Source organism: Bacillus sp. PS237, assembly GCF_037963345.1.
In the GTDB taxonomy this organism is placed as follows: Bacteria; Bacillota; Bacilli; order Bacillales; family Bacillaceae; genus Bacillus; species Bacillus subtilis.
On record NZ_CP150156.1, the window covers coordinates 2,332,843 to 2,358,800 of the forward strand.

The 25,958-nt window shown below is 44.5% G+C and carries 32 protein-coding genes; 7 read left to right on the top strand and 25 right to left on the bottom strand.

Going from position 1 to position 25,958, the window contains the following annotated elements; genetic code table 11:
* Nucleotides 1-67: 67 nt before the first annotated feature.
* The 12 genes from dacF to ansA form a co-directional block, all read right to left on the bottom strand.
* Nucleotides 68-1,237 (bottom strand): D-alanyl-D-alanine carboxypeptidase DacF, encoded by a 1,170-nt coding sequence (gene dacF, locus NST22_RS11895; protein WP_004398637.1) that lies wholly within the window; start codon nt 1,235-1,237, stop codon nt 68-70.
* A 154-nt stretch (nt 1,238-1,391) separates the two neighbouring features.
* Entirely contained in the window at nt 1,392-2,207 is an 816-nt protein-coding gene (locus NST22_RS11900) for a purine nucleoside phosphorylase I, inosine and guanosine-specific (RefSeq protein ID WP_003230447.1), read from the bottom strand.
* 12 nt (nt 2,208-2,219) lie between these two features.
* Nucleotides 2,220-3,404, bottom strand: a complete 1,185-nt coding sequence (deoB, locus tag NST22_RS11905) for a phosphopentomutase (protein ID WP_003230444.1) — start codon at nt 3,402-3,404, stop codon at nt 2,220-2,222.
* A 160-nt stretch (nt 3,405-3,564) separates the two neighbouring features.
* Nucleotides 3,565-4,455 carry a site-specific tyrosine recombinase XerD gene (xerD, locus tag NST22_RS11910; RefSeq protein WP_004398985.1) on the bottom strand — a complete coding sequence of 297 codons (891 nt, stop codon included), beginning with the start codon at nt 4,453-4,455 and terminating at the stop codon, nt 3,565-3,567.
* Nucleotides 4,456-4,462: 7 nt separating this feature from the next.
* On the bottom strand, nt 4,463-4,690 hold the full coding sequence (locus NST22_RS11915) for a YqzK family protein (RefSeq protein ID WP_003230440.1): 228 nt from the start codon (nt 4,688-4,690) through the stop codon (nt 4,463-4,465).
* A gap of 124 nt (nt 4,691-4,814) precedes the next feature.
* Nucleotides 4,815-5,264: a ferric iron uptake transcriptional regulator gene (gene fur, locus NST22_RS11920; RefSeq protein WP_003223972.1), complete on the bottom strand. Its 450-nt coding sequence runs from the start codon at nt 5,262-5,264 to the stop codon at nt 4,815-4,817.
* Nucleotides 5,265-5,376: 112 nt separating this feature from the next.
* A complete protein-coding gene (gene spoIIM, locus NST22_RS11925; protein WP_004398593.1) occupies nt 5,377-6,021 on the bottom strand; it encodes a stage II sporulation protein M in 645 nt (214 codons plus the stop codon).
* Nucleotides 6,022-6,121: 100 nt separating this feature from the next.
* Nucleotides 6,122-6,337, bottom strand: coding sequence for a hypothetical protein (locus tag NST22_RS11930; RefSeq protein WP_003246030.1), 216 nt, complete (start codon nt 6,335-6,337; stop codon nt 6,122-6,124).
* A gap of 99 nt (nt 6,338-6,436) precedes the next feature.
* A complete protein-coding gene (locus NST22_RS11935; RefSeq protein WP_004398731.1) occupies nt 6,437-7,756 on the bottom strand; it encodes an NAD-dependent malic enzyme in 1,320 nt (439 codons plus the stop codon).
* 17 nt (nt 7,757-7,773) lie between these two features.
* On the bottom strand, nt 7,774-9,180 hold the full coding sequence (mleN, locus tag NST22_RS11940) for a malate-H+/Na+-lactate antiporter MleN (protein WP_003230432.1): 1,407 nt from the start codon (nt 9,178-9,180) through the stop codon (nt 7,774-7,776).
* Nucleotides 9,181-9,320: 140 nt separating this feature from the next.
* The gene (aspA, locus tag NST22_RS11945) at nt 9,321-10,748 is read right to left on the bottom strand and encodes an aspartate ammonia-lyase (protein WP_003230430.1); all 1,428 of its coding nucleotides are present in this window, start codon (nt 10,746-10,748) and stop codon (nt 9,321-9,323) included.
* A 44-nt stretch (nt 10,749-10,792) separates the two neighbouring features.
* Nucleotides 10,793-11,782, bottom strand: coding sequence for an asparaginase (gene ansA, locus NST22_RS11950; protein WP_004399032.1), 990 nt, complete (start codon nt 11,780-11,782; stop codon nt 10,793-10,795).
* A gap of 181 nt (nt 11,783-11,963) precedes the next feature.
* Here ansA and ansR point away from each other — a divergent pair, with 181 nt between their 5' ends.
* Nucleotides 11,964-12,314: an HTH-type transcriptional regulator AnsR gene (ansR, locus tag NST22_RS11955; RefSeq protein ID WP_004399024.1), complete on the top strand. Its 351-nt coding sequence runs from the start codon at nt 11,964-11,966 to the stop codon at nt 12,312-12,314.
* Nucleotides 12,315-12,322: 8 nt separating this feature from the next.
* Here the strand turns inward: ansR and NST22_RS11960 are convergent, their stop codons facing one another.
* Both NST22_RS11960 and nudF read right to left on the bottom strand, forming a co-directional pair.
* Nucleotides 12,323-13,486, bottom strand: coding sequence for a TIGR00375 family protein (locus NST22_RS11960; RefSeq protein ID WP_003246128.1), 1,164 nt, complete (start codon nt 13,484-13,486; stop codon nt 12,323-12,325).
* Nucleotides 13,483-14,040 (bottom strand): ADP-ribose pyrophosphatase, encoded by a 558-nt coding sequence (nudF, locus tag NST22_RS11965; protein ID WP_004398600.1) that lies wholly within the window; start codon nt 14,038-14,040, stop codon nt 13,483-13,485. The genes NST22_RS11960 and nudF overlap by 4 nt, the downstream gene beginning before the upstream one ends.
* 74 nt (nt 14,041-14,114) lie before the next feature.
* On the opposite strand from nudF, the gene mciZ reads away from it, so the two are divergent.
* Nucleotides 14,115-14,237 carry a Z-ring formation inhibitor MciZ gene (mciZ, locus tag NST22_RS11970; protein WP_003230420.1) on the top strand — a complete coding sequence of 41 codons (123 nt, stop codon included), beginning with the start codon at nt 14,115-14,117 and terminating at the stop codon, nt 14,235-14,237.
* A gap of 62 nt (nt 14,238-14,299) precedes the next feature.
* Nucleotides 14,300-15,220, top strand: a complete 921-nt coding sequence (locus NST22_RS11975; RefSeq protein WP_004398525.1) for an aldo/keto reductase — start codon at nt 14,300-14,302, stop codon at nt 15,218-15,220.
* A gap of 31 nt (nt 15,221-15,251) precedes the next feature.
* On the opposite strand, the gene NST22_RS11980 is transcribed toward NST22_RS11975, so the two are convergent.
* Complete coding sequence (locus NST22_RS11980; protein ID WP_010886561.1) at nt 15,252-15,476, bottom strand: YqkE family protein; 225 nt, start codon at nt 15,474-15,476, stop codon at nt 15,252-15,254.
* A gap of 161 nt (nt 15,477-15,637) precedes the next feature.
* Between NST22_RS11980 and NST22_RS11985 the strand changes: the two genes are divergently transcribed.
* On the top strand, nt 15,638-16,555 hold the full coding sequence (locus NST22_RS11985; protein ID WP_004398519.1) for an alpha/beta hydrolase: 918 nt from the start codon (nt 15,638-15,640) through the stop codon (nt 16,553-16,555).
* 39 nt (nt 16,556-16,594) lie between these two features.
* Here the strand turns inward: NST22_RS11985 and NST22_RS11990 are convergent, their stop codons facing one another.
* The 7 genes from NST22_RS11990 to NST22_RS12020 all read right to left on the bottom strand — a co-directional run bounded on the left by NST22_RS11990 (nt 16,595) and on the right by NST22_RS12020 (nt 20,774).
* Complete coding sequence (locus NST22_RS11990; protein ID WP_003230411.1) at nt 16,595-16,834, bottom strand: YqkC family protein; 240 nt, start codon at nt 16,832-16,834, stop codon at nt 16,595-16,597.
* Nucleotides 16,835-16,846: 12 nt separating this feature from the next.
* The gene (locus tag NST22_RS11995) at nt 16,847-17,170 is read right to left on the bottom strand and encodes an iron-sulfur cluster biosynthesis family protein (RefSeq protein ID WP_003226552.1); all 324 of its coding nucleotides are present in this window, start codon (nt 17,168-17,170) and stop codon (nt 16,847-16,849) included.
* Nucleotides 17,167-18,198 carry a bifunctional GNAT family N-acetyltransferase/GrpB family protein gene (locus NST22_RS12000; RefSeq protein WP_004398771.1) on the bottom strand — a complete coding sequence of 344 codons (1,032 nt, stop codon included), beginning with the start codon at nt 18,196-18,198 and terminating at the stop codon, nt 17,167-17,169. The genes NST22_RS11995 and NST22_RS12000 overlap by 4 nt, the downstream gene beginning before the upstream one ends.
* Nucleotides 18,191-18,535, bottom strand: coding sequence for an antibiotic biosynthesis monooxygenase (locus NST22_RS12005; RefSeq protein WP_003245961.1), 345 nt, complete (start codon nt 18,533-18,535; stop codon nt 18,191-18,193). Before NST22_RS12005 ends, NST22_RS12000 begins: the two co-directional genes overlap by 8 nt.
* Before the next feature lie 9 nt (nt 18,536-18,544).
* Complete coding sequence (locus NST22_RS12010; protein WP_004398668.1) at nt 18,545-19,015, bottom strand: GNAT family N-acetyltransferase; 471 nt, start codon at nt 19,013-19,015, stop codon at nt 18,545-18,547.
* A 185-nt stretch (nt 19,016-19,200) separates the two neighbouring features.
* Nucleotides 19,201-19,539: a YolD-like family protein gene (locus NST22_RS12015; protein WP_004398477.1), complete on the bottom strand. Its 339-nt coding sequence runs from the start codon at nt 19,537-19,539 to the stop codon at nt 19,201-19,203.
* Nucleotides 19,536-20,774, bottom strand: coding sequence for a DNA polymerase IV (locus NST22_RS12020; RefSeq protein WP_010886562.1), 1,239 nt, complete (start codon nt 20,772-20,774; stop codon nt 19,536-19,538). The genes NST22_RS12015 and NST22_RS12020 overlap by 4 nt, the downstream gene beginning before the upstream one ends.
* A gap of 165 nt (nt 20,775-20,939) precedes the next feature.
* Between NST22_RS12020 and NST22_RS12025 the strand changes: the two genes are divergently transcribed.
* The 3 genes from NST22_RS12025 (at nt 20,940) to NST22_RS12035 (ending at nt 23,136) form a co-directional block, all read left to right on the top strand.
* The gene (locus NST22_RS12025; RefSeq protein ID WP_004398642.1) at nt 20,940-21,146 is read left to right on the top strand and encodes a YqzH family protein; all 207 of its coding nucleotides are present in this window, start codon (nt 20,940-20,942) and stop codon (nt 21,144-21,146) included.
* 548 nt (nt 21,147-21,694) lie between these two features.
* Nucleotides 21,695-22,927, top strand: coding sequence for an MFS transporter (locus NST22_RS12030; protein ID WP_004398495.1), 1,233 nt, complete (start codon nt 21,695-21,697; stop codon nt 22,925-22,927).
* Nucleotides 22,928-22,977: 50 nt separating this feature from the next.
* Nucleotides 22,978-23,136, top strand: coding sequence for a hypothetical protein (locus tag NST22_RS12035; protein ID WP_004398585.1), 159 nt, complete (start codon nt 22,978-22,980; stop codon nt 23,134-23,136).
* Here the strand turns inward: NST22_RS12035 and NST22_RS12040 are convergent.
* The 3 genes from NST22_RS12040 to dsdA all read right to left on the bottom strand — a co-directional run bounded on the left by NST22_RS12040 (nt 23,133) and on the right by dsdA (nt 25,900).
* A complete protein-coding gene (locus tag NST22_RS12040; protein ID WP_004398989.1) occupies nt 23,133-23,519 on the bottom strand; it encodes a VOC family protein in 387 nt (128 codons plus the stop codon). The two genes, NST22_RS12035 and NST22_RS12040, sit on opposite strands and share 4 nt — an antisense overlap.
* A gap of 3 nt (nt 23,520-23,522) precedes the next feature.
* Nucleotides 23,523-24,482: a type I pantothenate kinase gene (gene coaA, locus NST22_RS12045; protein ID WP_003245966.1), complete on the bottom strand. Its 960-nt coding sequence runs from the start codon at nt 24,480-24,482 to the stop codon at nt 23,523-23,525.
* Nucleotides 24,483-24,553: 71 nt separating this feature from the next.
* The gene (gene dsdA, locus NST22_RS12050; RefSeq protein WP_004399082.1) at nt 24,554-25,900 is read right to left on the bottom strand and encodes a D-serine ammonia-lyase; all 1,347 of its coding nucleotides are present in this window, start codon (nt 25,898-25,900) and stop codon (nt 24,554-24,556) included.
* Nucleotides 25,901-25,958 lie beyond the last annotated feature (58 nt).

Sequence of the window (25,958 nt, forward strand, 5' to 3'; positions counted from 1 at the left end):
ATGAGTGTTTCGATTTCGACGGAATGAATTCCTTCACCGTGACAAAACTAGTGGTCATTCGGCATAATTACTTAAATTTTGTCCAGTCTCCCATCGTCCGCTTTAAGAATGTGATAAACCCGGCTTTCTTCATATCTTCTTTTGCAGCAACAGGACTTTCAGCGAGTACTTCTCCATCCTTTTTCAGAACAAGAGTGCCAAGCTCTTGGCCTTTTTGAATCGGAGCACTAATATTGTCCTTCATCTTGATTTCTTTTTTCACATCGTTCATATCCTCGCCTTTTTTCGTCAATATTGAAATCGGCTCAGATGTAGTGAGTTCGATAAATTTTTGTTTCCCTTTTTTGACCTTTACTTTTGCTACTGTTTGATTTCGTTTATATAAAGGATGCGTTTCATATTGGCTAAAGGCGAAGTCAAGCATTTTTGTCACTTGCGCGTTTCTTTCTTTAGGCGTGCTCGCTCCGAATACAACCGCTATGGCCCGCATGTTTCCTTTTTTAGCCGAAGCAGTCAGACAATATTTCGCTTCGCCTGTATAGCCTGTTTTTACGCCGTCTACACCAGGATAAAATTTGATAAGGCGATTTGTATTTACAAGCCAAAACTTTTTATCTGTATTTTCACGCAGATAATCTTCATACGTGCCGGTAAACTTCGTAATTGATTCGTATTTCAATAATTCCTTAGCCATGATTGCCATGTCATAAGCAGAGCTGTAGTGTCCTTCCTCGGTCAGTCCTGTTGGGTTTTTAAAGGATGTATTTTTCAATCCCAGCTCTTTTGCTTTTTTATTCATTTTCTTCACAAATTCTTCTTCAGAGCCGGAAATAAATTCAGCCATGGCGACGGAAGCGTCATTTCCCGAAGCGATTGCGATGCCTTTCAGCATTTCTTTGACAGTCATTTCTTCGCCGGGCTCAAGGAATATCTGTGAGCCGCCCATTGACGCCGCATGCTCGCTTGTACGGACCTTATCACTCATTTTGATTTTGCCTTTATCTAAAGCTTCCATAATCAAAAGCATCGTCATAATTTTCGTCATGCTTGCAGGCGCCAGTCTCTCATTGCTGTTCTTGTTGTAAAGCACTTTTCCCGTGTCACGTTCTATCAGCACCGCAGACTTCGCTTCATGAGCAAGCTCCGATGTACGTTTTCCGTCTTGTTTTGCAAATGCAGACGGTGCAAATGTAAGCAGCATTATACCAATCAACAAAGTGGATAAAAGACGTTTCATCTCAAAAGCCCTCCATTTCATAATCCTTTTTATTTTTTCCAAGCGTGATGGTTTTATACGCCACTGATGGAAAATGTTTCGAATTTTGGGCATAAAAAAAGACAGCTGTGTGATATCAGACACAGCTGTCTTTTGGTCCTGCATTGATTCATATTTATTCGTACTGAGCGACGATCGCTTTAACAAGCTTTAAGAATCCAGCTTTTACTTTTTCGGTCACTTCCATAACTTCATCGTGACTTAAAGGCTGATCCAGAATTCCGGCTGCCGCGTTAGAGATGCAGGAAATGCCAAGAACCCGCATTCCCGCATGATTCGCTACAATGACTTCCGGAACAGTAGACATGCCGACTGCATCAGAGCCCATCGTTCTTAAGAAACGGACTTCTGCCGGTGTTTCGTAAGAAGGTCCTGTCACAGCAGTGTACACGCCTTTTTGAATTGGGATATTAAGGTCTTTCGCAATCTTTTCAGCCAGGCTGGACAGATCTTTGTCATAGGCTGAAGACATATCTGGAAATCTGGCGCCGAAATCTGCTTCGTTTGGCCCGATTAACGGGTTTGTTCCCATAAAGTTGATATGATCGGTAATAATCATTAAATCTCCCGCACGGAATTCAGTGTTGACACCGCCTGCGGCATTTGTCACGATCAACGCTTCCACACCGAGCGCTTTCATCACGCGTACAGGGAATGTGACTTTCTCCATTGAGTAGCCTTCATAAAAATGAAAGCGGCCCTGCATTGCAATGACGGAAACTCCTTCAAGAGTGCCAAGCACAAGCTGTCCGGCATGCCCTTCAACAGTAGATACCGGGAATTCAGGTATATCTTCATATTTCAGCTTGACCGGATTTTCGATTTCGTCCGCCAAAATGCCAAGACCTGAGCCTAAAATAAGGCCGATCTTTGGAGATTCCGGCAGGTTTTGTTTAATAAAAGCGGCTGCGCGTTCAATTCTGTCCTTCAAGAAACAGTCCCCCTATTGTAATAAAGATAAAAAGCTTTTCCCGTATTTCGGTTTATTTGTTTGGAAATTATCAGCGATCGTTGCGCCAATATCGGCAAATGTATCTGCAAGCGGCAGCATTTGCGCTTTCTTATGTTTTTTGCTGTAAGCGAGAATCGGCACATACTCGCGTGTATGGTCAGTCCCATGATGAATCGGATCATTGCCGTGGTCGGCTGTAATAATTAACAGATCGTCTTCTCTCATTTTTTCAAACACTTCCGGAAGCCGCGCATCAAATTCTTCAAGCGCGCGTCCGTAGCCTTCAGGGTCACGGCGGTGTCCGAATAACGCGTCAAAATCAACAAGGTTCGCAAAGCTCAGACCCGTAAAATCTTCTCCCAGCGTATCGATCACCTTGTCCATTCCGTCCATATTAGAAACCGTTCTGCGTGAAGAAGTAATGCCTTCTCCGTCGTAAATATCAGAGATTTTACCGATTGAAATCACATCTAAGCCGCAGTCTTTCAATTCATTCATGACAGTGCGGTCAAACGGCTTCAGCGCATAATCATGGCGGTTTGGCGTCCGTTTGAATTGACCCGGCTCTCCGACGAACGGCCGTGCAATAATGCGGCCAACCATATATTTCGGATCAAGCGTCAGCTCTCTCGCCGTTTCGCAAATGCGATACAGCTCCTCAAGCGGCACAACCTCTTCGTGAGCGGCAATTTGCAGAACAGAGTCAGCAGACGTGTAAACAATTAAAGCCCCTGTCTCCATGTGCTCCTGGCCAAGCTCATCCAAAATCGCTGTGCCGGAAGCCGGCTTGTTTCCAATAATTTTGCGGCCAGATCTCTTTTCCAGCTCTTGAAGCAATTCATCAGGAAAGCCTTCCGGGAACACTTTAAACGGTTTATCAATGTATAAACCCATAATCTCCCAATGGCCGGTCATCGTATCTTTGCCGTTTGACGCTTCTTGCATTTTTCCATAATAGGCAAGCGGATGTTCTGTTTTTTCTACACCTTTGATATCTTCGATAAGACCAAGGCCGAGCTTTGCCATATTCGGCATATGTAATCCGTTCATATGCTCGGCAATATGACCGAGCGTATGAGCGCCTTCGTCATTAAAGTCAGCGGCATCCGGCGCTTCGCCGATTCCGACTGAGTCCATCACAATTAAAAACACACGATTATATTTGTATGCAGGCATCTTGAAAGCCTCCTTTTTTTCTATACGTCTATTGTATCGCTAAGAGGTCTGACAACTCAAGTATAAACCGTTTTCATTCCCGTTGACAATGTATTTGGAAATAATGAGAAACTTCAATATTTTCTGTCGCTCTAAACAAAAAAGCCGCAGCCACCTGCGGCTATGCTCGCGGATGAAACTGCTTGTACACATCCTTCAGCCTTGTTTTCGTCACATGCGTATAAATTTGCGTCGTGGATATATCCGCATGACCGAGCATTTCCTGCACCGCTCTTAAATCTGCCCCGTTCTCAAGCAGATGCGTCGCAAAGGAATGCCTGAGTGTATGCGGAGTCAGCTCTTTCTTAATGCCGGCTTCCAATGCGATTTTTTTCAGGTTCTTCCAAAATCCCTGGCGGCTGATCTGTTTGCCGTGATGATTTAAAAAGAGGGCGTCAGATACATTATTTTTTAACAGTTTTCCCCTGGCTTTTGTCATATATTCCTCAATGGCGGAAGCAGCGGCTTCACCGATTGGCACAATCCGTTCTTTTCTTCCTTTGCCGAAGCATCGGATAAACCCCATAGATAAATGAACATCAGCCGTTTTCAATTCAATCATTTCACTGACTCGTATGCCTGTCGCATAAAGCAGCTCCAGCATTGCTTTATCCCGATATCCGAAAGGGCTCGTCAGCTTAGGCGTGTCCAATAACCGCTCGACTTCATTGAGCGCGAGCACCTTCGGAAGCGCCCGTTCCGTCTTTTGTGTTTCGATATGAACGGAAGGGTCCTTATCCGTTACTTTTTCCCTGAGCAGAAATTGATGAAAAGAGCGAATGGATGCCAAATGCCGCGCCGATGTCTTGCCGGATTTCCCCGAGTCCTTCAAATGCTTTAAGTATTGGATAATATGTATGCGGGTAACGTGATTCCAATCTGTAACATGAAGGGTTTCTGTTAAGTAGAGAGAATAGCTTTTCAAGTCACGTTCATAGGATACGATCGTATTTTGAGAGAGCCCTCTCTCTACCATAACGTAGTGGATGAAATCCTTTATTTGATCTTTCACTCTTGATCTACTCCCCGTTTTGGTAAAAAAAGATCAACCGGTCGAACCATCCGCCTTTTTCATCCTGATCCATTTCAACAACTTTTACAGCGGAGCCTTCCGGTTTATCATACCGATGATAGTTTTCATACTCTTGATTCACCCATATCATAGCATAATAGAACAAAGCGGTAAAACCGGTAAACAGGATGAAAACTTTCAATGCATCGACAGCTGTTTTCAGGAATCTTCCCATGTCCTAATCGATCCTTTCCCTATGGTTCCAGTTATATAAACCATATGCCAAATCAGAAAGGTTTTATACATAGAAACAGCAAAAAACCCTTTCCCCATGAGAAAAGGTTCGCGCTCGGCACCGTCTATTCAGTTTCTTTTCCGTTACAGCGGTGGCAAATGCCGTGAAACGTCAATCTATGATCTTTAATCTTAAATTTCCAATCACGTTCAATGATTTCTTCCACGTCTTCAAGCAAATCTTCTTCAATTTCATCAACGGCTCCGCACTCCATGCACACCAAGTGGTGATGAAAGTGAGCTGCGCCCTCTTTCCGAAGGTCGTAACGGGACACACCGTCTCCAAAGTTAATTTTATCTACGACTTTTAATTCAGTTAATAATTCAAGCGTACGGTATACTGTAGCGAGACCGATCTCAGGAGATTTCTCTTTTACGAGGAGGTATACATCTTCTGCGCTTAAATGGTCTTCTTCGTTTTCAAGCAGCACTCTTACTGTCGCTTCACGCTGTGGCGTAAGTTTATAGCTGGATGAGTGCAGTTGTTTCTTAATACGATCAATACGGTTTTCCATGTCTTTCCCTCCTACGCCGCATTCCATGACTCATTATAACAAAATACGCGCAGAGTTCCAACTATAATTATTATAAACTGATAAATAAAATGGTTTTCTTTTAATAATGATTTTAAAAAAGTCTAGATGTAAGCTTTTCCATTAAAACAGGAGATAAGTATGCTTCAAAGAGAGATGAAATCAGCGCTAAAAACAGAATGACCAGCAGCACAAAGGCATACCGCCCGAACCATTGAATCGGCGCGTCATGCAGGCTTCGTTTCACGAACAGCTGTCTGATTAACTTTAAAGAAAACGCAATTGCACATGTGCCCATAATGAGATAAGCCGGAATCAGCAGCACATTTTGCGGCAAAACGGAGACAAATGATAGGAAAAACCCGCTTACTCCCATCTGATTGACTAGGAACCCGACAGTAAAGCCGACGACGATCCCTTTCAGAAAGATCATAATGAAAATAATCGGCATCCCAATGACGGAAATTCCCAGTATCCACATCAGGCCTAAATACTTTGCATTATGAAAGATACTTTGCCCAAACATATCAGCTGAACTTGCCTGTTTTCCATCCGAAAGCTGTCCAAAAAATTGACTTAAGTAGTAGTATAAATCTTCTTTCTGGCTGATGGTCATACTGTTGACAATAATCGCGCCAAAGATGACACCCATGAAAAACAGCACTGACACAAATATATAAAGAGAGAGATGATCTTTGACATGCCTGAGAAACATGTCCTTATAAGAGATTTTTCGCATACCGTTTCCTCCCGCCCGCTCTAGTGATTTGATTTAATAGATTGTATGAAAGAAACAGAAAAACATGCCCTTTTTCAAAAAGAAACAATAGAGATGAATGCTAGGCGGCTTTTTGGGGCACAAAAAAATCCTTATCATCAACTGCTGTATGATCATAAGGATTCTTATGCTTCCGTTTATTCAAAATCTCTTTTTTGCTTTTTGTCATTCTTCCATGTGTGCTGAAAGATGGTGTGCTGCCTCTTGATAATAAGACGTCACGTCCGCCGTTTCTCAATCGATGCCCCCGCTTCTTTTTCGCTTGGCTTTTTGCCATGTGATCACTCCCTTTTTTATTTTCATAGTAATGATAACAAAATTGAACAATGATAAGAAAAAAACAGCACCTGCTACGACAGGTGCTGTTTAGCTACATTTATTTCACTGCTGTAAGAGCTGCATGCTCGACAGCTGCTGCTACCGCATGATGGACTTTTGAATCAAGCGGCTGAGGGACAACATCACCTTGTTTAGTGCAAGCTGCGATGGCCTCTGCTGCTGCGACAAGCATATCATGATTAATCTCCGTGCTTTTTGCGTTAAGCGCTCCTCTAAAAATCCCTGGAAAACCGAGTACATTATTAACAGAACGCCCGTCAGCTGCATATGCGGCGCCAGCCTGCAGTGCGGCCTCCGGCTCAATTTCCGGCTTCGGATTCGATAAAGCCAGAATCACTTGACCAGAACGTACAAATGCCGGTTTTATTAAACCCGGAACGCCCGTTGTAGCAATGACAATATCACATGTTTCCATAAGCTCCTCAATACTGGAAACTGCCTGTCCGCCGTATTGTTCGAGACGGTTCATTGCTGACTCTGATTTGTCTGTTCCGTATACAGCATTCACACCATAAGCCATGAACATCCGGCAGATGGCCACGCCTGCTGCGCCAAGGCCGATTTGCCCCACTTTCGCTTCCTTCAGGTCAACCCCCGCACTCCTGCATGCCGAAATGGCAGCTGCCAGCGTCACTACAGCTGTACCATGCTGGTCATCGTGCATAACAGGGATGTTCAGCTCCTCTTTTAGGCGATCCTCGATTTCAAAACAATGCGGCGAACCGATATCCTCAAGAAGGATGCCGCTAAAGCCCGGAGAAATATGTTTTACTGTTTTGATGATTTCTTCAGGATCACTCGTATCAAGCAGTATCGGAATGCCGCTAATACCCGCCAGCTGATCAAATAAAGCAGCCTTTCCTTCCATGACAGGCATGCCAGCCACAGAGCCGATATTCCCAAGGCCTAAAATTGCGGTTCCATCCGTTACAATTGCAACAGAATTGCTGATCGTTGTATAAATAGAAGCTTTTTCAGGTTCTTTTTCGATCAGTCGGCACACGTCCGCAACACCTGGTGTGTAGACACGTCCCAGCTCTGCCAGTGAACGGATCGGCATTTTGCTTTTCATTTGGATTTTTCCGCCTTCATGTGCGGACAGGACTTCATCAGATACGGTGTGAAGCCTGATCCCTTCTCCGAGGGCCTGTACAGCCGCGATCACTTCCTGAAGCTGTTCTTCATTCTCCACTTGAACGGTAATATTCCGCATTGTGTAATTGGGTCCGACTTTTACCGTCTCCACTTCACCAATATCCCCGCCCAGAAGGCCGATGGCCGTAGCCACCCTTCCAAGATTTCCGGGAACCGAAGGCGTTTCGATCATCAGTGTCCGAATCATGTGTTTCGCTATCATTCAGTGATCCTCCCCTATTAGCCTAGTTTTTCGGCTTTAACTGTATTGTTTTTCGTATACCATATAAATTTTCCTGTATAACCATAGATAATTGCAAGACCTATTGCTACAAAACTGAGCCACATAAACGGCAGATAAGAGAAGGTAGAAACACCTAAAATACCAGCCATGTAAATCCCATTATCAGACCAAGGAACCATCCCCGAAGTCAATGTTCCCCCGACCTCTGAGTTACGTGATAACACTCTTCTGTCCAGATGTAAGCGATCATAGCTGTCTTCCATAATTTTCGGAGTCAAAATAAGAGATACATACATCGCACAGCCGAAGATGTTTGCTAAAAACGCTACGATCAGTGTAGACAATGTGACATTGCCGGCTGAAGTTAATTTCTTTTCAAACGTTGAAACAATGACTTTTAACACGCCGAGTTTCTCAAGCAGACCGCCAAAACCAAGGCCAAAGATGATGACGACGAGAGAATCAAGCATACCGACAATTCCACCGCGGTTTAACAAGCCGTTCAAAAATTCAACATCCGTTTTAATAGAGAAGCCGTTGTACGCAGTTGCAATCGCATGGGCAATATCCATTCCTTGGAAAACAACAGCCCAGATTGCACCGAGTAAAGCGCCAATTACGATAACTGGCATAGATGGCTTTTTCATCGCCAATAAGACTATGACGAGAACTGCCGGGATCAGCATCCAAATATGAATGTCAAACGTGTTTTGCAAAGATGATTTTAAGAATTCAACTTTATCAAGATCAATATTTTTCCCGCCGTACATAAATCCAACAACTGTAAAGAGTATAGCTGTAATGACATAAGCAGGTATTGATAAATAAAGCATTGCTCTCACGTGAGCCAATACATCGACTTTTGATAGTGAAGAAGCTAGAACTGTACTGTCAGACAGCGGAGACAGCTTGTCCCCAAAATAAGCACCTGAAAGAATAGCTCCCGCTACTAGAGGAAGCGGAATGCCTAACCCCTCTCCAATTGCGATCATGGCAATGCCGGCAGTTCCGACTGTTCCCCATGACGTTCCTGTTGCCACAGACATAATGGAACAAATAATTAACGTTGCCAGTAAAAAGATACTTGGGTGAATAAATTCCAGTCCGTAATAAATCAAAGTCGGCACAACGCCTCCGGCAATCCATGTTCCGATGAGCGCCCCAACTGAAACGAGAATCAGTACGGCTTCAAGGCCATTTGATATCCCATGTACAATCGCATTTTGTAAATCTTTATAAGAATAACCGAGTCTAATACCTAAAAGCATTGCAATAAACCATGAAACAAAAAGCGCCAGCTGTATCGGCAAGTCGAGAAAGACTGTAAACGATAGAACAAGTGCTAAAAATACTCCTAGTACAATAATAATTTCAAATAGTGTTGGCAATCTTACATCCTTCAAAAGAAGTCCCCCTTCATGTAAAAGCTAAAACGCTTTCAATATATAGTGCAACACGTATACTATACTTCCTCATCCCTATGTTGTAAACAGCTTATTCATCCGACTATTCGGAGATGAATAAGCTGTATTTTATACAAATTTTATTTTTCTAATAGTTCTTTCCCTGCGATACCTGGTTTGGTCATCTCATATGGGTTTAAAATAATATCCAATTCTTCTTCAGTCAGCACATCATGCTGCAGACAAAGATCCCGGACAGATTGCCCTGTCATAATTGCTTCCCTGGCAATTCTAGCTGCCGCTTCATACCCAAGATGCGGATTGACAGCTGTGATCACGCCTGCGCTTTTTTCTACGTATTGCTTCATACGCTTTTCGTTGGCTTCAATGCCTTTTAAGCAGTTGTCAGTGAACGAACGGAAGCCGTTGTTCATGATGCTGATGGATTGAAGCAAATTAAAGACAAGCACGGGCTCCATGACGTTCAACTCAAGCTGGCCGGCTTCTGAAGCAAGGCAGATTGTATTGTCATTTCCGATAACCTGGAACGCAATTTGGTTGATCAGCTCCGCCATAACCGGATTGACTTTCCCCGGCATAATAGATGAACCCGGCTGACGTGCAGGCAGAGAAATTTCCGCAAGTCCGGCGCGCGGTCCCGACGCCATTAAGCGCAGGTCGTTTGCGATCTTCGACATGTTCATCATGCAGACTTTTAATGAAGCTGATACCTCTGTATAGGCATCTGTATTTTGTGTCGCATCAACAAGATGATCAGCGCCGACAAGAGGAAGCCCGCTAATATCAGCAAGGTGCTTTACTACCTGTTTGATATATTCAGGATCAGCGTTCAGCCCTGTACCAACAGCAGTTGCGCCCATGTTGACTTCATACAGGTGCTGGCGCGATTGCTTGATTCGTTTGATATCACGCTCGAGAACACGGCTGTAAGCTTCGAATTCCTGGCCAAGACGGATCGGAACCGCATCTTGAAGGTGTGTCCGGCCCATTTTAATAACAGAGTCAAACTCCTGTGCTTTTTGCTTAAACACACTATGCATATCTTCCATTGTTTTCAGCAGTTTTTCTAAGAGCTTCAATGTGGAAATATGGATAGCAGTCGGGAACACATCGTTCGTAGACTGTGACATGTTCACATGTGTGTTTGGACTTAAATGGATATAATCTCCCTTTTTATGTCCCATGATTTCAAGCGCCCGGTTTCCGATAACCTCATTCGCGTTCATGTTCATAGAAGTTCCGGCACCGCCCTGAATCGGATCGACGATAAACTGATCGTGCCACTTGCCTTCCAGAATCTCGTCAGCGGCTTGTACGATAGCTTGGCCAATTCCTTCATACAGCCGTTTCACGTCCATGTTGGCAAGAGCCGCAGCTTTTTTCACAATCGCCAGTGCGTTAATCATTTCCTCATGGATTTTGTATCCTGTGATCGGAAAATTTTCAGAAGCACGGAGCGTCTGAATTCCGTAATAAACATCTGCTTCAATTTGTTTTTCCCCAAGGAAGTCTTTTTCCACGCGATATTCTTTTTGGCCGTTTAACATAATCTTTAACCTTCTTTCTCTTTGCTGGTTATCGTTTTTACATTTTACAGGACAACGTCATCAGCTATCGGCGTTTCCATAATTCTCTTGACGACAGGAAGATCCGAAGACTGACCTAGCGCCCACATCAATTTTGGCACAATTGCTTCTGTGTTCATATTTCTTGATCGGATAATTAAGTCTTGGTTGACTCTGCGGCCAACCTCGTAAATGCTCATGTCTTCGCCTTCTTCAAGACATTGAGTCGTAATGACGACGACAATGCCGCTTTCGATCAGTTCATTCACTTTTGACAAAATGTCTCTGCCTTCAAACGGCACTCCTCCGCTGCCATAACTCTCAATGACAATTCCTTTGTACATGCTTTTCAGGGCATCAAACATTTCGGGCTTTAAGCCTGGATGCAGCTTCAGCAGACATACATCTGTGCATAGTGAAGTGTCAACTGTGAAGGTGTCGTTCTCAGGTTCCGTTACTTGTTTGTTGTATTCGATCCCGTCTTCATTGATAAAAGCGATATATGGGTAATTGATGCTTTCAAATGCGTCGTAGCTTTTCGTTCTTAATTTGATCGCACGCGTTCCCTGAATGACTCTGCCGTCAAACACAACATAAACGCCGCCCACGCCTTCACAGGCAAATCGAATGGCATCTGTAATATTTTTTTTGGCATCGGTTTTTTGGAACGTGATCGGAATCTGCGAGCCGGTGATGACAATCGGCTTTTTGGCATGCTGCAGCATATACGATAGTGCGGCAGATGTATAGGCCATTGTATCTGTACCGTGAGTAATAACAAACCCGTCATAGGCATCATAATTTTCCTTAACGGCTTCTGCTATTTCCACCCAGTATTCAGGCTGCATATTGGTGCTGTCTATATTCATAAGCGACTGAGTTTCCATTGTGTAATCGTTATCAAGTTTTGATACGTAACTTAATAATTCATCAGCCTTGACTCCGGGAGCCAGCCCATTTTCCCCTTCAACTGAAGCAATCGTTCCCCCAGTTGTCAACATCAATAATTTTTTCATACCATGCACCTCTTCACTGTATCTAAAGATGGGTTGCGAGAAGGTATTCGCTTTTCGCATACTTTTAATGCAATTATAGACACGGAAAATAAAATACGCAAGACATTATTATTCAATTCGCGTACACTTCCTAATACCTATATGATATAATCAGCTCAAGGTGAAAAAGGAGCGGAAGTTCATGAATCTAGATCGTTTAACTGAATTGAGAAAAAAGAAAAATTGGTCGCTTCAATATACAGCTGACCTTCTCGGTATCGCAAAAAGCACATATGCCGGCTACGAGTCAGGCTACCGACGGCCTTCACTTGAAGCGCTTGCCATGCTGGCTGACCTCTTTGACACAACCTGCGATGAACTTTTAGGCCGCGAGAAACAAAAGCAGACTGCTCCTCAGGCCATAGAATTGGCCACGTGGAGCAGCCTCGACTTTACCATTTCTGTTGATGGCCAGCCGCTGAGTGAAGATGAAATCATCCAGCTGATTACCTTTATACGCACAAAAAGAAAAGTACAGGAGGAACTGAGTTAATCTTTAGCTCACGGTTTAATTTTACCGTAGGTTCCTCCTCCTCCGGCTTTCAATTCCAGTTTTCCGGATCTCGCTTTTACGATAAGCGCCGCGGTTTTCGGCGGGACAACGCGAGCCAAATCTTCTTCTGCAGCCTCATGAAGAACAGCCATTTCTGTTCCGAAGGCTTTTTTTAGTTTGTCCAGCGTTTTCGGGCCTACACCCGGAACAAATTGCAGCGGGATCTGATGTACATATCGCGGACGCGGGACGCGAACTTCAAGCTGATCACTCAATTCACGCAATCTATCGCTGACTCCCTTGGTAAATCTGGCTTTTCCGCAATTCGCGCACGCTGTTTCCCCGCTTACAGCAGGCTCTCCGCACGCTTCGCAAGCCGTCTGATAATATTTCCCCAATAACGGGTCCAAGCCATAATTTGCGATAATTTTCCTGTCATCTTGTCCCTTTAATGCAAGAGCAAATTCAGTAAAATCAGCTGACTGCACATATAATTCATTATATTCTCTGCCGATTTTCCCCAACGAATGCGCATCAGAATTTGTTAAAAAAGGATACGGATTCAATTGCGATACGTGTGATGCCATGTCTGTATCACAGCTTAATCCAAGCTCCACCGCGTCTATCATAGATGGATCAAAAACCTCAGTTAAGCTTGATTTAACCCCTTTTCCATATAAGCTTTTATGCGGCGTAAAGATATGGGCGGGGATAAACAGGCCGCCCATATCCTGCACTTTTTTTTGCAGGTTTAAGCCCGTTTCATAAATCCGCTGCGAGCTTAAATGAATATTTTTCAGCCGGGCTGACAGCCAGTTTGAAAACTGTTTCATATCAGCCAGCGTCGGCATAAATACGAGCACATGGATCGGTCCGCTGCAGGCTTCATCATAAATCTCCAGCTCGCTCCCCAATAAAAGAGTCGTGCTGCGATAACGGATTCCTCCCCCGTCAAGCTCGCGATATTTTCCAGATGAAATGCCTTCCTCAAGCTCTAGAATGACTTCCGGAGAATGACAGTCGATAATGCCGAGGAGTTCAATTCCTTTATGTTCACTGGCTTCAACCAAAATTCTGTCCAGCGTTAATGTTTTGGCGCCTGTTATTTTGACAGCCCTTCCTGTAAAGGTCCGGCCGATATGAATGTGCAAATCCGCGTAAATCTTTTTCATTTTTGTGCTTGGAGCGCTTCTTTCAGCTGAAGATACTGAATCGCGTAGGCTGTTTTAGCATCATATACTTCACGCGATTCAACCAGCTTTAGCGCATCTTCAAGCGTCACCTCCATCACTTCAACAAACTCGTCCTCATCAAGCTCCCGTTTTTCTTCAAGCACAGAAAGCTCCTCAGCAAGAAAAACGTGAACGATTTCATCTGCAAATCCGGGTGATGTATAAAACGCAGTTATTTTTGTCAGTTTTTTTGCTGTATAACCGGTTTCCTCTTCAAGTTCCCGAAGTGCCGTATACTCCGGCTCCTCACCTTTTTCAAGCTTACCGGCCGGAATTTCAACGATCGTCCGCTCAAGCGGCTTACGGAATTGTTTGACCATGATGATTTTCCCTTCATCTGTGACGGCTAGTACCGCTACAGCTCCAGGGTGTTTCACAATTTCACGTTTACTGGCTTTGCCGTTTGGCAGCTCTACATCCTCGACATAAAGATCAATGACTTTACCCGAAAAAATCTGTTCTTTGGCAATTGTTTTTTCTTCTAATGATTTCATTTCTTCATCTCCCGTTCTGTCTCTATATGATGCCCCATACATTTTATCATACTAGAGCAAAAGGGGGCTTCTTCGTGAAAGTGCACCGCATGCCAAAAGGTGTTGTCTTAGTCGGAAAAGCATGGGAAATTCGAGCGAAGTTAAAAGAGTATGGACGCACATTTCAATATGTGAAAGATTGGATCTCAAAGCCATAAAAGTTGAAACTTTAGCTCCTTTATATTACGGTCAATACAAAGCCTAAAAAAGGAGTGTGCACATGAGAAAGCGCAAATTGGGTACATCTGATTTAGACATTAGCGAAGTCGGACTCGGCTGTATGTCTCTTGGAACTGAAAAAAACAAAGCATTGTCCATTCTGGATGAAGCGATCGAGCTTGGCATCAACTATTTGGACACAGCGGATTTGTATGACCGGGGACGCAATGAAGAAATTGTCGGTGATGCGATCCAAAACAGACGCCATGATATTATTCTGGCAACAAAAGCGGGAAACCGTTGGGATGACGGAAGCGAGGGCTGGTATTGGGACCCTTCAAAAGCTTACATAAAAGAGGCGGTAAAAAAGAGCCTTACACGTCTGAAAACAGATTATATCGACCTTTATCAGCTCCACGGCGGCACGATAGAGGACAACATTGATGAAACGATTGAAGCGTTTGAGGAATTAAAACAAGAAGGTGTCATCCGCTACTACGGCATTTCTTCCATCCGCCCGAATGTGATTAAAGAATATGTAAAAAAATCAAACATCGTCAGCATTATGATGCAATTCAGCCTGTTTGACAGACGCCCTGAGGAATGGCTCCCGCTTTTAGAGGAACATCAAATCAGCGTAGTCGCCAGAGGTCCTGTTGCCAAAGGGCTCTTAACTGAAAAACCGCTTGATCAAGCTTCAGAAAGTATGAAACAAAACGGGTACTTGTCCTATTCATTCGAGGAACTGACAAATGCCCGTAAGGCAATGGAGGAAGTGGCTCCCGATCTTTCCATGACAGAAAAGTCGCTGCAGTATCTGCTAGCACAGCCGGCTGTCGCTTCAGTGATTACAGGCGCCAGTAAGATTGAGCAGTTACGGGAAAATATTCAGGCAGCAAATGCACGGCGTTTAACCGAAGAGGAAATCAAAGCGCTCCAATCTCATACGAAACAAGACATTTACAAAGCTCATCGCTCATAGCAGAAAAACCAGCACCTGTACGGGTGCTGGTTTATTTATATTGATGCCAATCCATTTGGCTTTCATTTAGGAGTTCTTCAAAGCTCTTATTTTTTTCGATCTCTTTTTTCTTTCTAATCTGTTCTGCTTTTTCTCTTTTCTGCCTCTTTTCATCCTCTTCCTTCAATTGGCTCTTCATCTCCATAAGCTTTGCTTTGATATCGGATTGAAGGCCGTCTTTTAGCTGGTGTTTGTCAATGGATTTTTGTTTTTTCATGCAGACTTCCCCCATGTTTTGTTTTGAAGCCAGTTTATCACGGAGCATATAAACTGAACAAGCAGACTCTCTTCTGATCACTTTCTCAGCGTAGCAGTGTTTAGGTATAATGATCTTAAACACGAATTGCCTATATATTTCGTTGAAAGGTGCTGTGACTTTTGAAGAAAATCCTTTTGGCCATTGGCGCGCTCGTAACAGCTGTCATCGCAATCGGAATTGTTTTTTCACATATGATTCTATTCATCAAGAAAAAAACGGATGAAGACATTATCAAAAGAGAGACAGACAACGGACATGATGTGTTTGAATCATTTGAACAAATGGAGAAAACCGCTTTTGTGATACCCTCCGCTTACGGGTACGACATAAAAGGATACCATGTCGCACCGCATGACACACCAAATACCATCATCATCTGCCACGGGGTGACGATGAATGTACTGAATTCTCTTAAGTATATGCATTTATTTCTAGATCTCGGCTGGAATGTGCTCATTTATGACCATCGCCGGCATGGCCAAAGCGGCGGAAAGACGACCAGCTACGGGTTTTACGAAAAGGATGATCTCAATAAGGTTGTCAGCTTGCTCAAAAACAAAACAAATCATCGCGGATTGATCGGAATTCATGGTGAGTCGATGGGGGCCGTGACCGCCCTGCTTTATGCTGGTGCACACTGCAGCGATGGCGCTGATTTTTATATTGCCGATTGTCCGTTCGCATGTTTTGATGAACAGCTTGCCTATCGGCTGAGAGCGGAATACAGGCTCCCGTCTTGGCCCCTGCTTCCTATCGCCGACTTCTTTTTGAAGCTGAGGGGAGGCTATCGCGCACGTGAAGTATCTCCGCTTGCTGTCATTGATAAAATTGAAAAGCCGGTCCTCTTTATTCACAGTAAGGATGATGACTACATTCCTGTTTCTTCAACCGAGCGGCTTTATGAAAAGAAACGCGGTCCGAAAGCGCTGTACATTGCCGAGAACGGTGAACACGCCATGTCATATACCAAAAATCGGCATACGTACCGAAAAACAGTGCAGGAGTTTTTAGACAACATGAATGATTCAACAGAATAAAAAAGCGAAAGGCCTCTTCGGCTCTTTCGCTTTTTTATGTTACAGAACGTCGGTAATGCCATCCATATTTTCTCTGATCCATTCAATCGCAAGATCTATCGTTGTAAACTCCTGCGTCTCGAAGGTCATTTCATCCTGCAATAGCCAGACATCTTTCTTGATGGACTCTGCTCCTCCGATTGACCAGTGAAGCAAGGTATAAGGATGGTTTTGATTCAGGAAGGATACCCACGTTTTATTTTGTGCTGTGTTCTTCATTGCCTTCAGCTTTTGTTCCACGTTTCGCGTCTCCTACTTTACTAATATGCTCATTCTGGGGCTGAGCATTTCAGCCGGGCTTTTCAGCGCCAATGTTTTGGCTTTTTCATTGTAATCGATCGTCATTTGATCGTCAAAAAACACTTTTTGCGACGATTGGATATACAGCGGAATGCCGTTCGTTTCCAGCTGCTCGCACTGTCCCGTTAATTCTTCTGCCAGCCAGATTGTCGGGACACCGCTTACCGCGCAGCCGCATCCTTCTGCATCGTAACGAAGCTGGGCTTTTTTTCCCGGGTTGGCGTCAAACGCCTGCTGCAGTGCCTGTTTTGCTGCATCTGTCACATGTATGTTCATAAGGTGAAACCCCCGTTTTCATCATTTTCGCTATTGTAGCATACAATACTGCCATTCGCATTGTTTCTGCCTTTTTTCCACCGCTTCGCATTTTCTTCTGCAGTCTTGATCCACTCATCTTTCCCTTGTATATACTGATTGATGCTGTCAGGGTGCTGGGCCGCCAGCTGTTTTTTGAGAACGGCGTATTCTTTCGCTATGTTTGGATGAGCTCTGAGATAATCTCTGAATAACAGATGCCTTTCAATAGCAGGGTTTCCCTGTTCGTACATATGGACATGATGAGTGCGTTTATTTCCGCCCTTTTGGAAATAACGCCTGCCCGCTATACCGTTCTCACCTTTTGGTGTATAGCCGTTGGCCTTCATTTGTTCATCAAATTGGCTCACGGCTTCAATGCTTCTGACTTCAATTAACATATCAATGATTGGCTTCGCTGCCATGTTAGGTATTGATGTGCTTCCGATGTGATGAATAGCGATAATCTCCGGCCCGAACACAAGTTTCAGCCGTTCTTTTTCTTCATCGAAACATTCTGCCCATTTTTCGTTGTAGAGAATGATCTCAACTTTTCTTTTCGGATACAAATGAAAGACCGACAGCAATAGACCCTGCGCTGCTTTGACGGTTTCTGCCTTTTGGAATCCGGCCTGTGTATAGAGTGACACAGCCGGGGTATTGTTCTCGGCTGTGACTACTTCGATTTTCTCAGCGTCTTCATTATGATCAATGACAAATTGCAGAAGCGCTCGTCCAATTCCTTTTCTGAAACCGTCAGGATGCACAACAAGCCTGCAAATGGTGAGATAATGCATGTTTTTCTCATATGAAATGACACCGATCAGCTTGCCGTTTTTCCGATATCCCGCAAACCGTTCATGGGATGCTTGAATATCCTTTACCTTCTCTTGTAAAGCGGGAATACCGTCAAAACCGATAATCTCTGTTTCCTTTATGTAGGCGGGGATCTGTACGGCTAAAATCTCACGCGCTATAGTGGCTTCCTTATGCTGGAGAAATTCAATCATTCGTGTTCTCCTGAAACAGCCGCTGTCTGTCGACTTTTGCGACGCGGACTGCATACGACTCGTACCAAACGCTTCTTCCTTTTTCTTTTGCTGCTTGATGTTCAGTGTGATGCCTCCAATGGTTAATTGCGTCCATACTGTCCCAATAGGAAACTGTGATGCCCCTTCCATCCGCTTCACGTACGCTTTCCACGCCTAAAAATCCAGGCTGATCCGCCGCAAGTGATACCATCCGCTCCGCTGTTTCTCCATATCCTGTGTCATTTTCGCTTTTGACAGAAGAAAAAATGACTGCATAGTAAGGAGGCTCAGGTGTTTTTGATAAAAAATCCATCATATTTCCCCCTCATATGTTTTTGACAAATAGTACCCTGTCTTGGCCCGGGCCATCATAGTTTGCAAACACTGAGATGCCATTTACCGTTTTGGTGCCCTTTTCAATATCAAACCCCAATTTTGTGTGATATGCGATTGATACCTTATTCACAGGTGAAGTGACACACTTCACCCGGGTGCAGCCCCTTTGTTTTACTGTTTCGATAAATACATCATACAATTGTTTCCCAATTTGCATTTTTCTGAAATCCGGATGCACACCGGAAAAATGAATGTACGCCGTTTCAGGATCGGATTGCGATTGAAATCCGATTAAAAATCCCGTCATGCTGTTATGTTCGGATGTAATAAAGCTTGTGTCCTGAAAATGCTCAAAAAATAGTCTCGGCAATTTTTCTTTCAGCTGTCTGCCGCCCCACCATTCATTCAGTACAGACGTTACCATTTCATAATCTGAAGACGTGATTGTTCGAATATCCATTACGATTTGATCTCCCTCCGTCTGGCAAAACGAATGTCAGCTCTTTTTCTCACAATATAAAAATTATATTTTGCCTGGCTGGAATTGTAAATGCCTTCTTTCCTGTATCATACGTTTCCAGACTGCCGAGGGAACAATGTTTGATCATTTTACGCCTATTTCTCCCCCAAACAGGAGGAGAGACTTTACAGCACAATATCAAGCACTTGATCAAGTTTCAGCTTATAAAGCTGATCCTCGTCTCCTTTTATCCATACTGCTTTTTCAAACTCTTCATACCGGCAGATTTTCCCGGTGCAGCAGACAATCTCACCGTCCTGAAAGCAGCTGACAGTGATATCCTGAGCAAACTCCATCGCGGCGCAAAGCGTTTGATTCATCTCTTCCAGCTTATCGGGGTCAAGGATCGGCTTTTGCAGCTTCTGTTTAAGTCGCTTTCTCTCCAGCAGGCTTTGCTTATGTTCCGGCAGAAACATCCTGCTCCCTTCCCACAGCAGGTTGCCCCTTTTTAAATGGTCGTTCATTTATAATGCCCCCCTATTTTAGCCGCACGTTCAAATGCCTGGCCTGCCGCTGTCAGTGACGCCGCCCTGATGATTGCTGTATCGCCGAATCGATTTTTAATGCCATCCATCACATAGCCTAGGCTCATTTTCTTTGCATAATCCTGAAATAAATTGAGCTGCCATATGTCATCAGATGAGAGCTGAGACAGATTGACACCGAGGCGGCGGACGGGTTTCCCGTCCCAAAATGTAAGAAACAGCCGTCGTACAGCCTCATATACATCCTGCGTAGAATTAGTCGGCTCTGCCAGCTTCACTTGCCGGTTGAAGCCCGTCGGCCAATCAAAATCAGCACCCCGGCAGCTCACTGACACTGTCTGCCCCATGACCCCGGCGTTTCGGCTTCGCCTGCACACCTCTTCACTCAGCTCAAGCAATACGACCTTGATTTCTTTGTCAAAGTGTTCGTAGTCTCTCGGGAGAGTCATTCCATGACCTATCGCCTTTTGCCCGTCCAGAGACGAAGTTGACACAGGGGAATAGTCGATTCCGTTTGCCGTCATCCACAGCACGTGGCCGTTAATGCCCCATTTCTTTTTTAAAAGATCGAGCGGAAAAGCCGCGAGCCCGCCGATCGTGCTGATGCCCATTCGATTTAAATGATGCTTCATGCGGCTCCCGACGCCAAACATGCTGCCCACCGGGAGCGGCCACATTTCGGTTTTCATATTTTCTTTCGTTAAGGTAAAAATACCGTTCTTATTCTTTTTGGCAAAATTGTCACACGCAATTTTGGCCAGCGCTTTGTTAGGGCCGATTCCGACCCGTGCATAAACGCCGATCTCCCGCATGATTCTGCCCTGAATGCTTTTCGCGATCTCCATCGGCGTCCCAAACAGCTTCTGGCTGCCTGTAATGTCCATGAACTGTTCATCGATGGAATACGGCTCCACAAGGTCTGTATACTCCTCGAGAATGGCCGTAATTTGCAGTGATACATCAATATACCGCTGCATACGCGGCCGGAGCACAACAGCCTCAGGACACTTTTCCTGCGCCTCCCACAGCCGTGAAGCATTCACCACACCCTTTTGTTTCGCCAGCGGGCAGGCAGCCAATACGACTCCGCCCCTTTTTTCAGGGTCACCCGAAACAATGACGGGCCTATTTTTCAAATGTGGATTTTCCGCTTTCTCTACAGATGCATAAAACGATTGCATGTCAACGAGAAAAATCACTTTTTCTTTCATCATACACACCTCTAAAAAGAACTTATGTTCGCTTTTCATTATATGCGAAAGTATGTTCGTTTTATACTGGTAAATGATTCTTGTCTGACAGAAAATATGATCCAAGGGTTTGAGAGAAGAAAAACATTTAGTAGAATAAAAGCGAAGCATAAGGATAGGAGAGTCATGATGGAGAAATTTGTCGAAAAAATGCTGGGACAGGCATTGCGGCAATACGGCAGAAACGTTGCTATAGATCCGTTAAGCCCGTATGAAAAACAAAGCCTGAAAGCGGCTCTACAAGAGAGACGGAATGAAGAACCAGATGAGGATTTGCATGCGCATATAGAAGATATCATTTATGACTATGTCACAAACCAAGGCCTGTTCTCTTAAACGCATGACTGTCAGTTCTTTCAGCCGCTGATGCGGCTTCCCTTTGAAAACACCGCCTGAAACAAATAAACAGTCTCAGGCTTACAGAAAAAAAGCAGGATTTTCTCACGCTCCATAGATTCATATGGCCTGGCGTAAAATTCCCCTCAATGCTCGCGCAAAACGGAATAAGCTGTCCATGATCACGCGTATACACTTTTTCGAAGAGATGTGCTCTCTTGTTCTGTCATGCGGTCCATGCCGGTTTTCAGCGTACATCTTGATCTCATAGCCGGTTTCACTGCCGATATGATCCACGTTCTGGCGGCTTAAACTAACACACCCTCACTGACCAATCGCTTTGCTTTTCATCGGACATCCCGTCATTTTCCTTCTTTCAAGATGTAAACTCCGTCAGCCACACGCATCCTCAACGCATAGTATATTGCCATCCATACAATCAGGCATACTACATGTCAATAACGAAATATTTTGAACGATCTATTGGAGAAGGAAATTTTTTCATATATGATAGAGAAAGATCATACATACAGGAGAGAATATAATTCATGAAGAAATGGAAAGATATCCACCCGATCAGCTGGACAATTATAATCGGAACCATTTTCGGCAGAATGGCAACATCGATGAGCATTCCTTTTTTAGCGATTTATTTGACAGCCGTCCAAGGCGCATCAGCTTCCTATGCAGGGCTGGTCATCGCCGCGAGCTCATCAGTCGGCATCCTCGCAAGCTTTTACGGCGGATATATCTCAGATAAATTCGGCAGAAAAAACATGATGCTTGTATCGATTTTCGGATGGATGCTGGTATTTGCAGGCTTTGCGGCAGCATCTAATCTCTGGGTGTTTTTTGTAGTAAACGCATTAAACGGTCTTTGCAAATCACTGTTTGAGCCCGCTTCAAAGGCCTTGTTGTCTGATATGACAGAAGAAAAAACGAGACTGCTAGTTTTTAATTTACGCTATGCGGCTATTAATATCGGCGTTGTCTTCGGACCTGTGCTTGGCCTATATTTCGGCTCATCGCAATCGACTACGCCCTTTTTGGTGCCTGCAGTCATTTACGGACTATACGGAATTGTGCTTGCCCTCCAATTTAAAAAACATCCATCCTTATCAGCACCAGCCCAGTCCCGAAATATGAGCGTGCGGGAAGCGTTTATGGTCACGCAAAAGGATTATCTTTTTACCATTGCTTTGGTCGGCATTACGCTATGCACCTTCGGCTACTCACAATTCAGTTCCACATTCCCTCAGTATATGGCGCAGAACCCCTTGATCGGCAATGGAACGAAGCTGTATGGGCTGATGCTGACATTAAACGCAATCGTTGTGTTGGCGACGCAATTTCCCATTGTCCATTTTGCAAAACGGTTTTCGCCGCTTTGTTCTCTGATGCTCGGTAATGTGATGGTTAGCATCAGCATGGCCATTTTCACCGTATCACACGGTGTTCCATCAATTGTGATGATTGTCATCACATTTACAATCGGCGAAGTGCTTTTATTCTCTATGATGGATTTGTATGTAGACCAGATTGCAAAACCAGGATTAAAAGGCACTTATTTCGGGGCAATCGGTTTTTCACAGCTCGGAAACGTCATCGGCCCTTGGGTCGGGGGGATATGTATAGACCTGTTTGGCGCTGGCCGGCCGATTTATATTTTTTCTGTCCTGAGCGGCATTACCCTGCTCGGCCTGCCATTTTTAGCGTTCGCCTATCGGCAAATGAAAATGGAGACCACAAAACACCGTTCCCGTCTGGAAAAGCCGCTTTAAATAAAAAACGGAAGAGAATGAATCTCTCCCGCAAACATGAGGTGAAGAACATGAATATAGGTGATGTGATGTTTCAGCTGTTTGTATTTATTATATTTGCCGCTGTCGTCTTTGCGGCTGTTACAGGCTTCAAGTATGCGAAAAACCGAAAAGCGCAGCTGGATCGCATTGAGAAAAAGCTGAACAGCCTGTCCGAAGATCACGATTAACAGCTTGGGGCAACGAGCTCTACCTTAATCCGGTCTGGATCCTCACAAAAGACTGCATAATGCCCGTCTCCTCCGGCAAAAGGATGCCTGTCTCGGTACAACACACGATAGCCTTTTGCCGTCAATTTTTCAGTCATCTGATCGACTTGAAGCTTGGATTCAGCATGAAATGCGAGATGGTTCAGACCGACTCGGCATCTATGGTATTCCGGCTCTAGAAATGGCTCTTTCGCCTGCACAATCACTAGGTAAAAACGATCTTTCTTCCAGCTGATGCCTGAGCTCCATTTTTGATACTCTTTATAACCAAGTTCTTTTAAGAACCAGCCCCAAAACCGCCTAGACGCCTCCAAATCAGAGACATACAGTTCAATATGATGCACATTTCATACCCTCCTTACCAACACTTCCTCGACCTTATGCCCGTCTCCCTTACGCAAAATGAGATCTGACCTGAATTTAGTTGGCAAAATATTTTCATATAAATTCGGCCGGTTGACACTCTCCCAAATCGAGGCTGCCATCTCGTCAGCCTCCTGATCGGACAAGTCTTTAAATTTATGAAAATATGAATCAGGATTTTGAAAAGCTGTTTCCCGAAGCAGGCGAAAACGCTCTAAATACCAAGTGAAAATCCGGCTTTCCTCCGCATCCACATAAATCGAAAAATCAAAGAAATCGGAAACAAAAATACGCGGGTTTTCCCGGTCATCCTCCAAGGTGGGCGACTGAAGAACATTAATGCCTTCAATAATCACAATATCCGCCTGTTCTACAACCTCGAACACACCTTCCTCGCGGTCATAGGTTAGATGGGAATACACCGGGGCCTTTACGCTGTCCTTTCCTGATTTTAAGTCATTCAAAAATTCGAGCAGCGCCTTTACATCATAGCTTTCAGGAAATCCTTTTCTTGACATCATATTTTTCTTTTTCAGCTCGGCAGTAGGAAATAAAAAACCATCTGTCGTGATAAGGCTCACTTTTGGACGGTCAGGCAAACGCGAAAGCAGCTTCTGCAAGATCCGCGCCGTCGTGCTTTTTCCGACTGCGACACTGCCGGCAATGCCGATAATAAACGGAATTTTGGCTGAATGTGGGTGCTTCAAAAAAACATTGACATGCTTATTGCGTTCAGCCGCAGACTTGACATGTAAATGAAGCAAGCGAACAAGCGGAATATAGATCGTCTCCACTTCTTCAACAGATAGATAATCATTCAATCCTTCCACAGCTTTTGCCTCTTCTTCAGATACAGCAATCGACAAATGCCCCCCAAAACCAGACCAAGACTCCCGATTGTGCTGTGTATATAAAGTATGTAGGTTAAGTTCTTTATTTTTCACTGTTTACACCTGACTCTCTGTAGGTTAAAACCCTTACAAAGATTGTAACGGAAAACCTTTTCACTGTCTGCTTATTTTTCATTTCGTTTTTTTAGCAAATCAGCACCGATTCGGTTATACGCAGCCATTTCATCTTTTGGAACCATGCTTCCTCCCGTTCCCCAGACGACATGTACGGCATGTTCCATCTTATATTTCTGAGCATAGCGCCTTCCCTCTTCTGTCGAAAAAAGCTGAACCGGCCCGAACATGCCAGCAAGAGCAGAGGGCTCTAAATATTTATCTTCAGATACAGCCAGCATATGAAGCAAAGTATAAAGCGTATTGTCCTCTACCGTATAACAGCCGCTCAGAAGCGGTTCAATCAGCTTGCCGACAAATCCTGACGGCCTCCCTACGGCAAGTCCGTCAGCAGCCGTCTGATTATCCAGGCCGATATCCTGGACGGAGATCTTCTCGTGAAGTCCTGAATAAAGCCCTAACAGCATACAAGGTGAATGAGTTGGTTCTGCGAAAAACACATGAACATCATCTCCGTATAAAAGCTTCAGCCCAAATGCTACACCGCCCGGTCCTCCGCCGACTCCGCACGGCAGATACACAAACAAGGGCGTCTCAAGACTTGGCTTTATATTCATACAGTCAAGCTGTGTTTTTAATCGGCTTGCAGCAACAGCATATCCTAAGAACAGCTGACGAGAATGTTCATCATCAATAAAATAACAGAATGGATCTTGTTCCGCCTGCCGTCTCCCTTCGTTCACCGCTTCACTGTAATCTGTTTCGTACTCCATAACAGTGACTCCCTTTTGGCGGAGGAGATCCTTTTTCCACTGCTTAGCATCGGCGGACATATGCACTGTCACGCGAAACCCGAGTGCCGCGCCGATGATGCCGATGCTTAAACCTAGATTTCCTGTCGAACCGACAGCAATCGAATAGCGGGAGAAAAACCCGGTAAACCGCTCTTCCTGTAAGATGCGGTAATCATCGGTTTCCTGAAGCATTCCTTCTTGAAGCGCGAGATTTTCAGCATACTTTAACACTTCATAAATCCCGCCCCTCGCTTTAATCGATCCTGAAATCGGAAGCTCATGGTCGCACTTTAAAAGCCATCTTCCGGGAAATGGCTGCTGATATGCCGCTTCCAGCTTTCCCTTCATATGCTGCACCTCAAAAAGCGGAGACTCGATGATTCCTTTAGCGCCTTTCGTCTCAGGAAACACCTCGGCAATGTAAGGTGCAAACCGCTGCATTCTTTTTTCCGCTTCCGCTATCTCGGTTGCCCACTCATCTGCACGGGGTAATGGCCCCTCTTTCTTGCCTGAATTTGCCCAGAATACAGGCTCTGCATCAATCAGTTTCTGAATAAACGGATCTTTAAGCAGAGCATGAAGGACTTCTGAATGAACTGACATTCAACAATCTCTCCCTTCCACTATCAAAAACTGCCCCGTGAGAAACAAGCCACTCCAC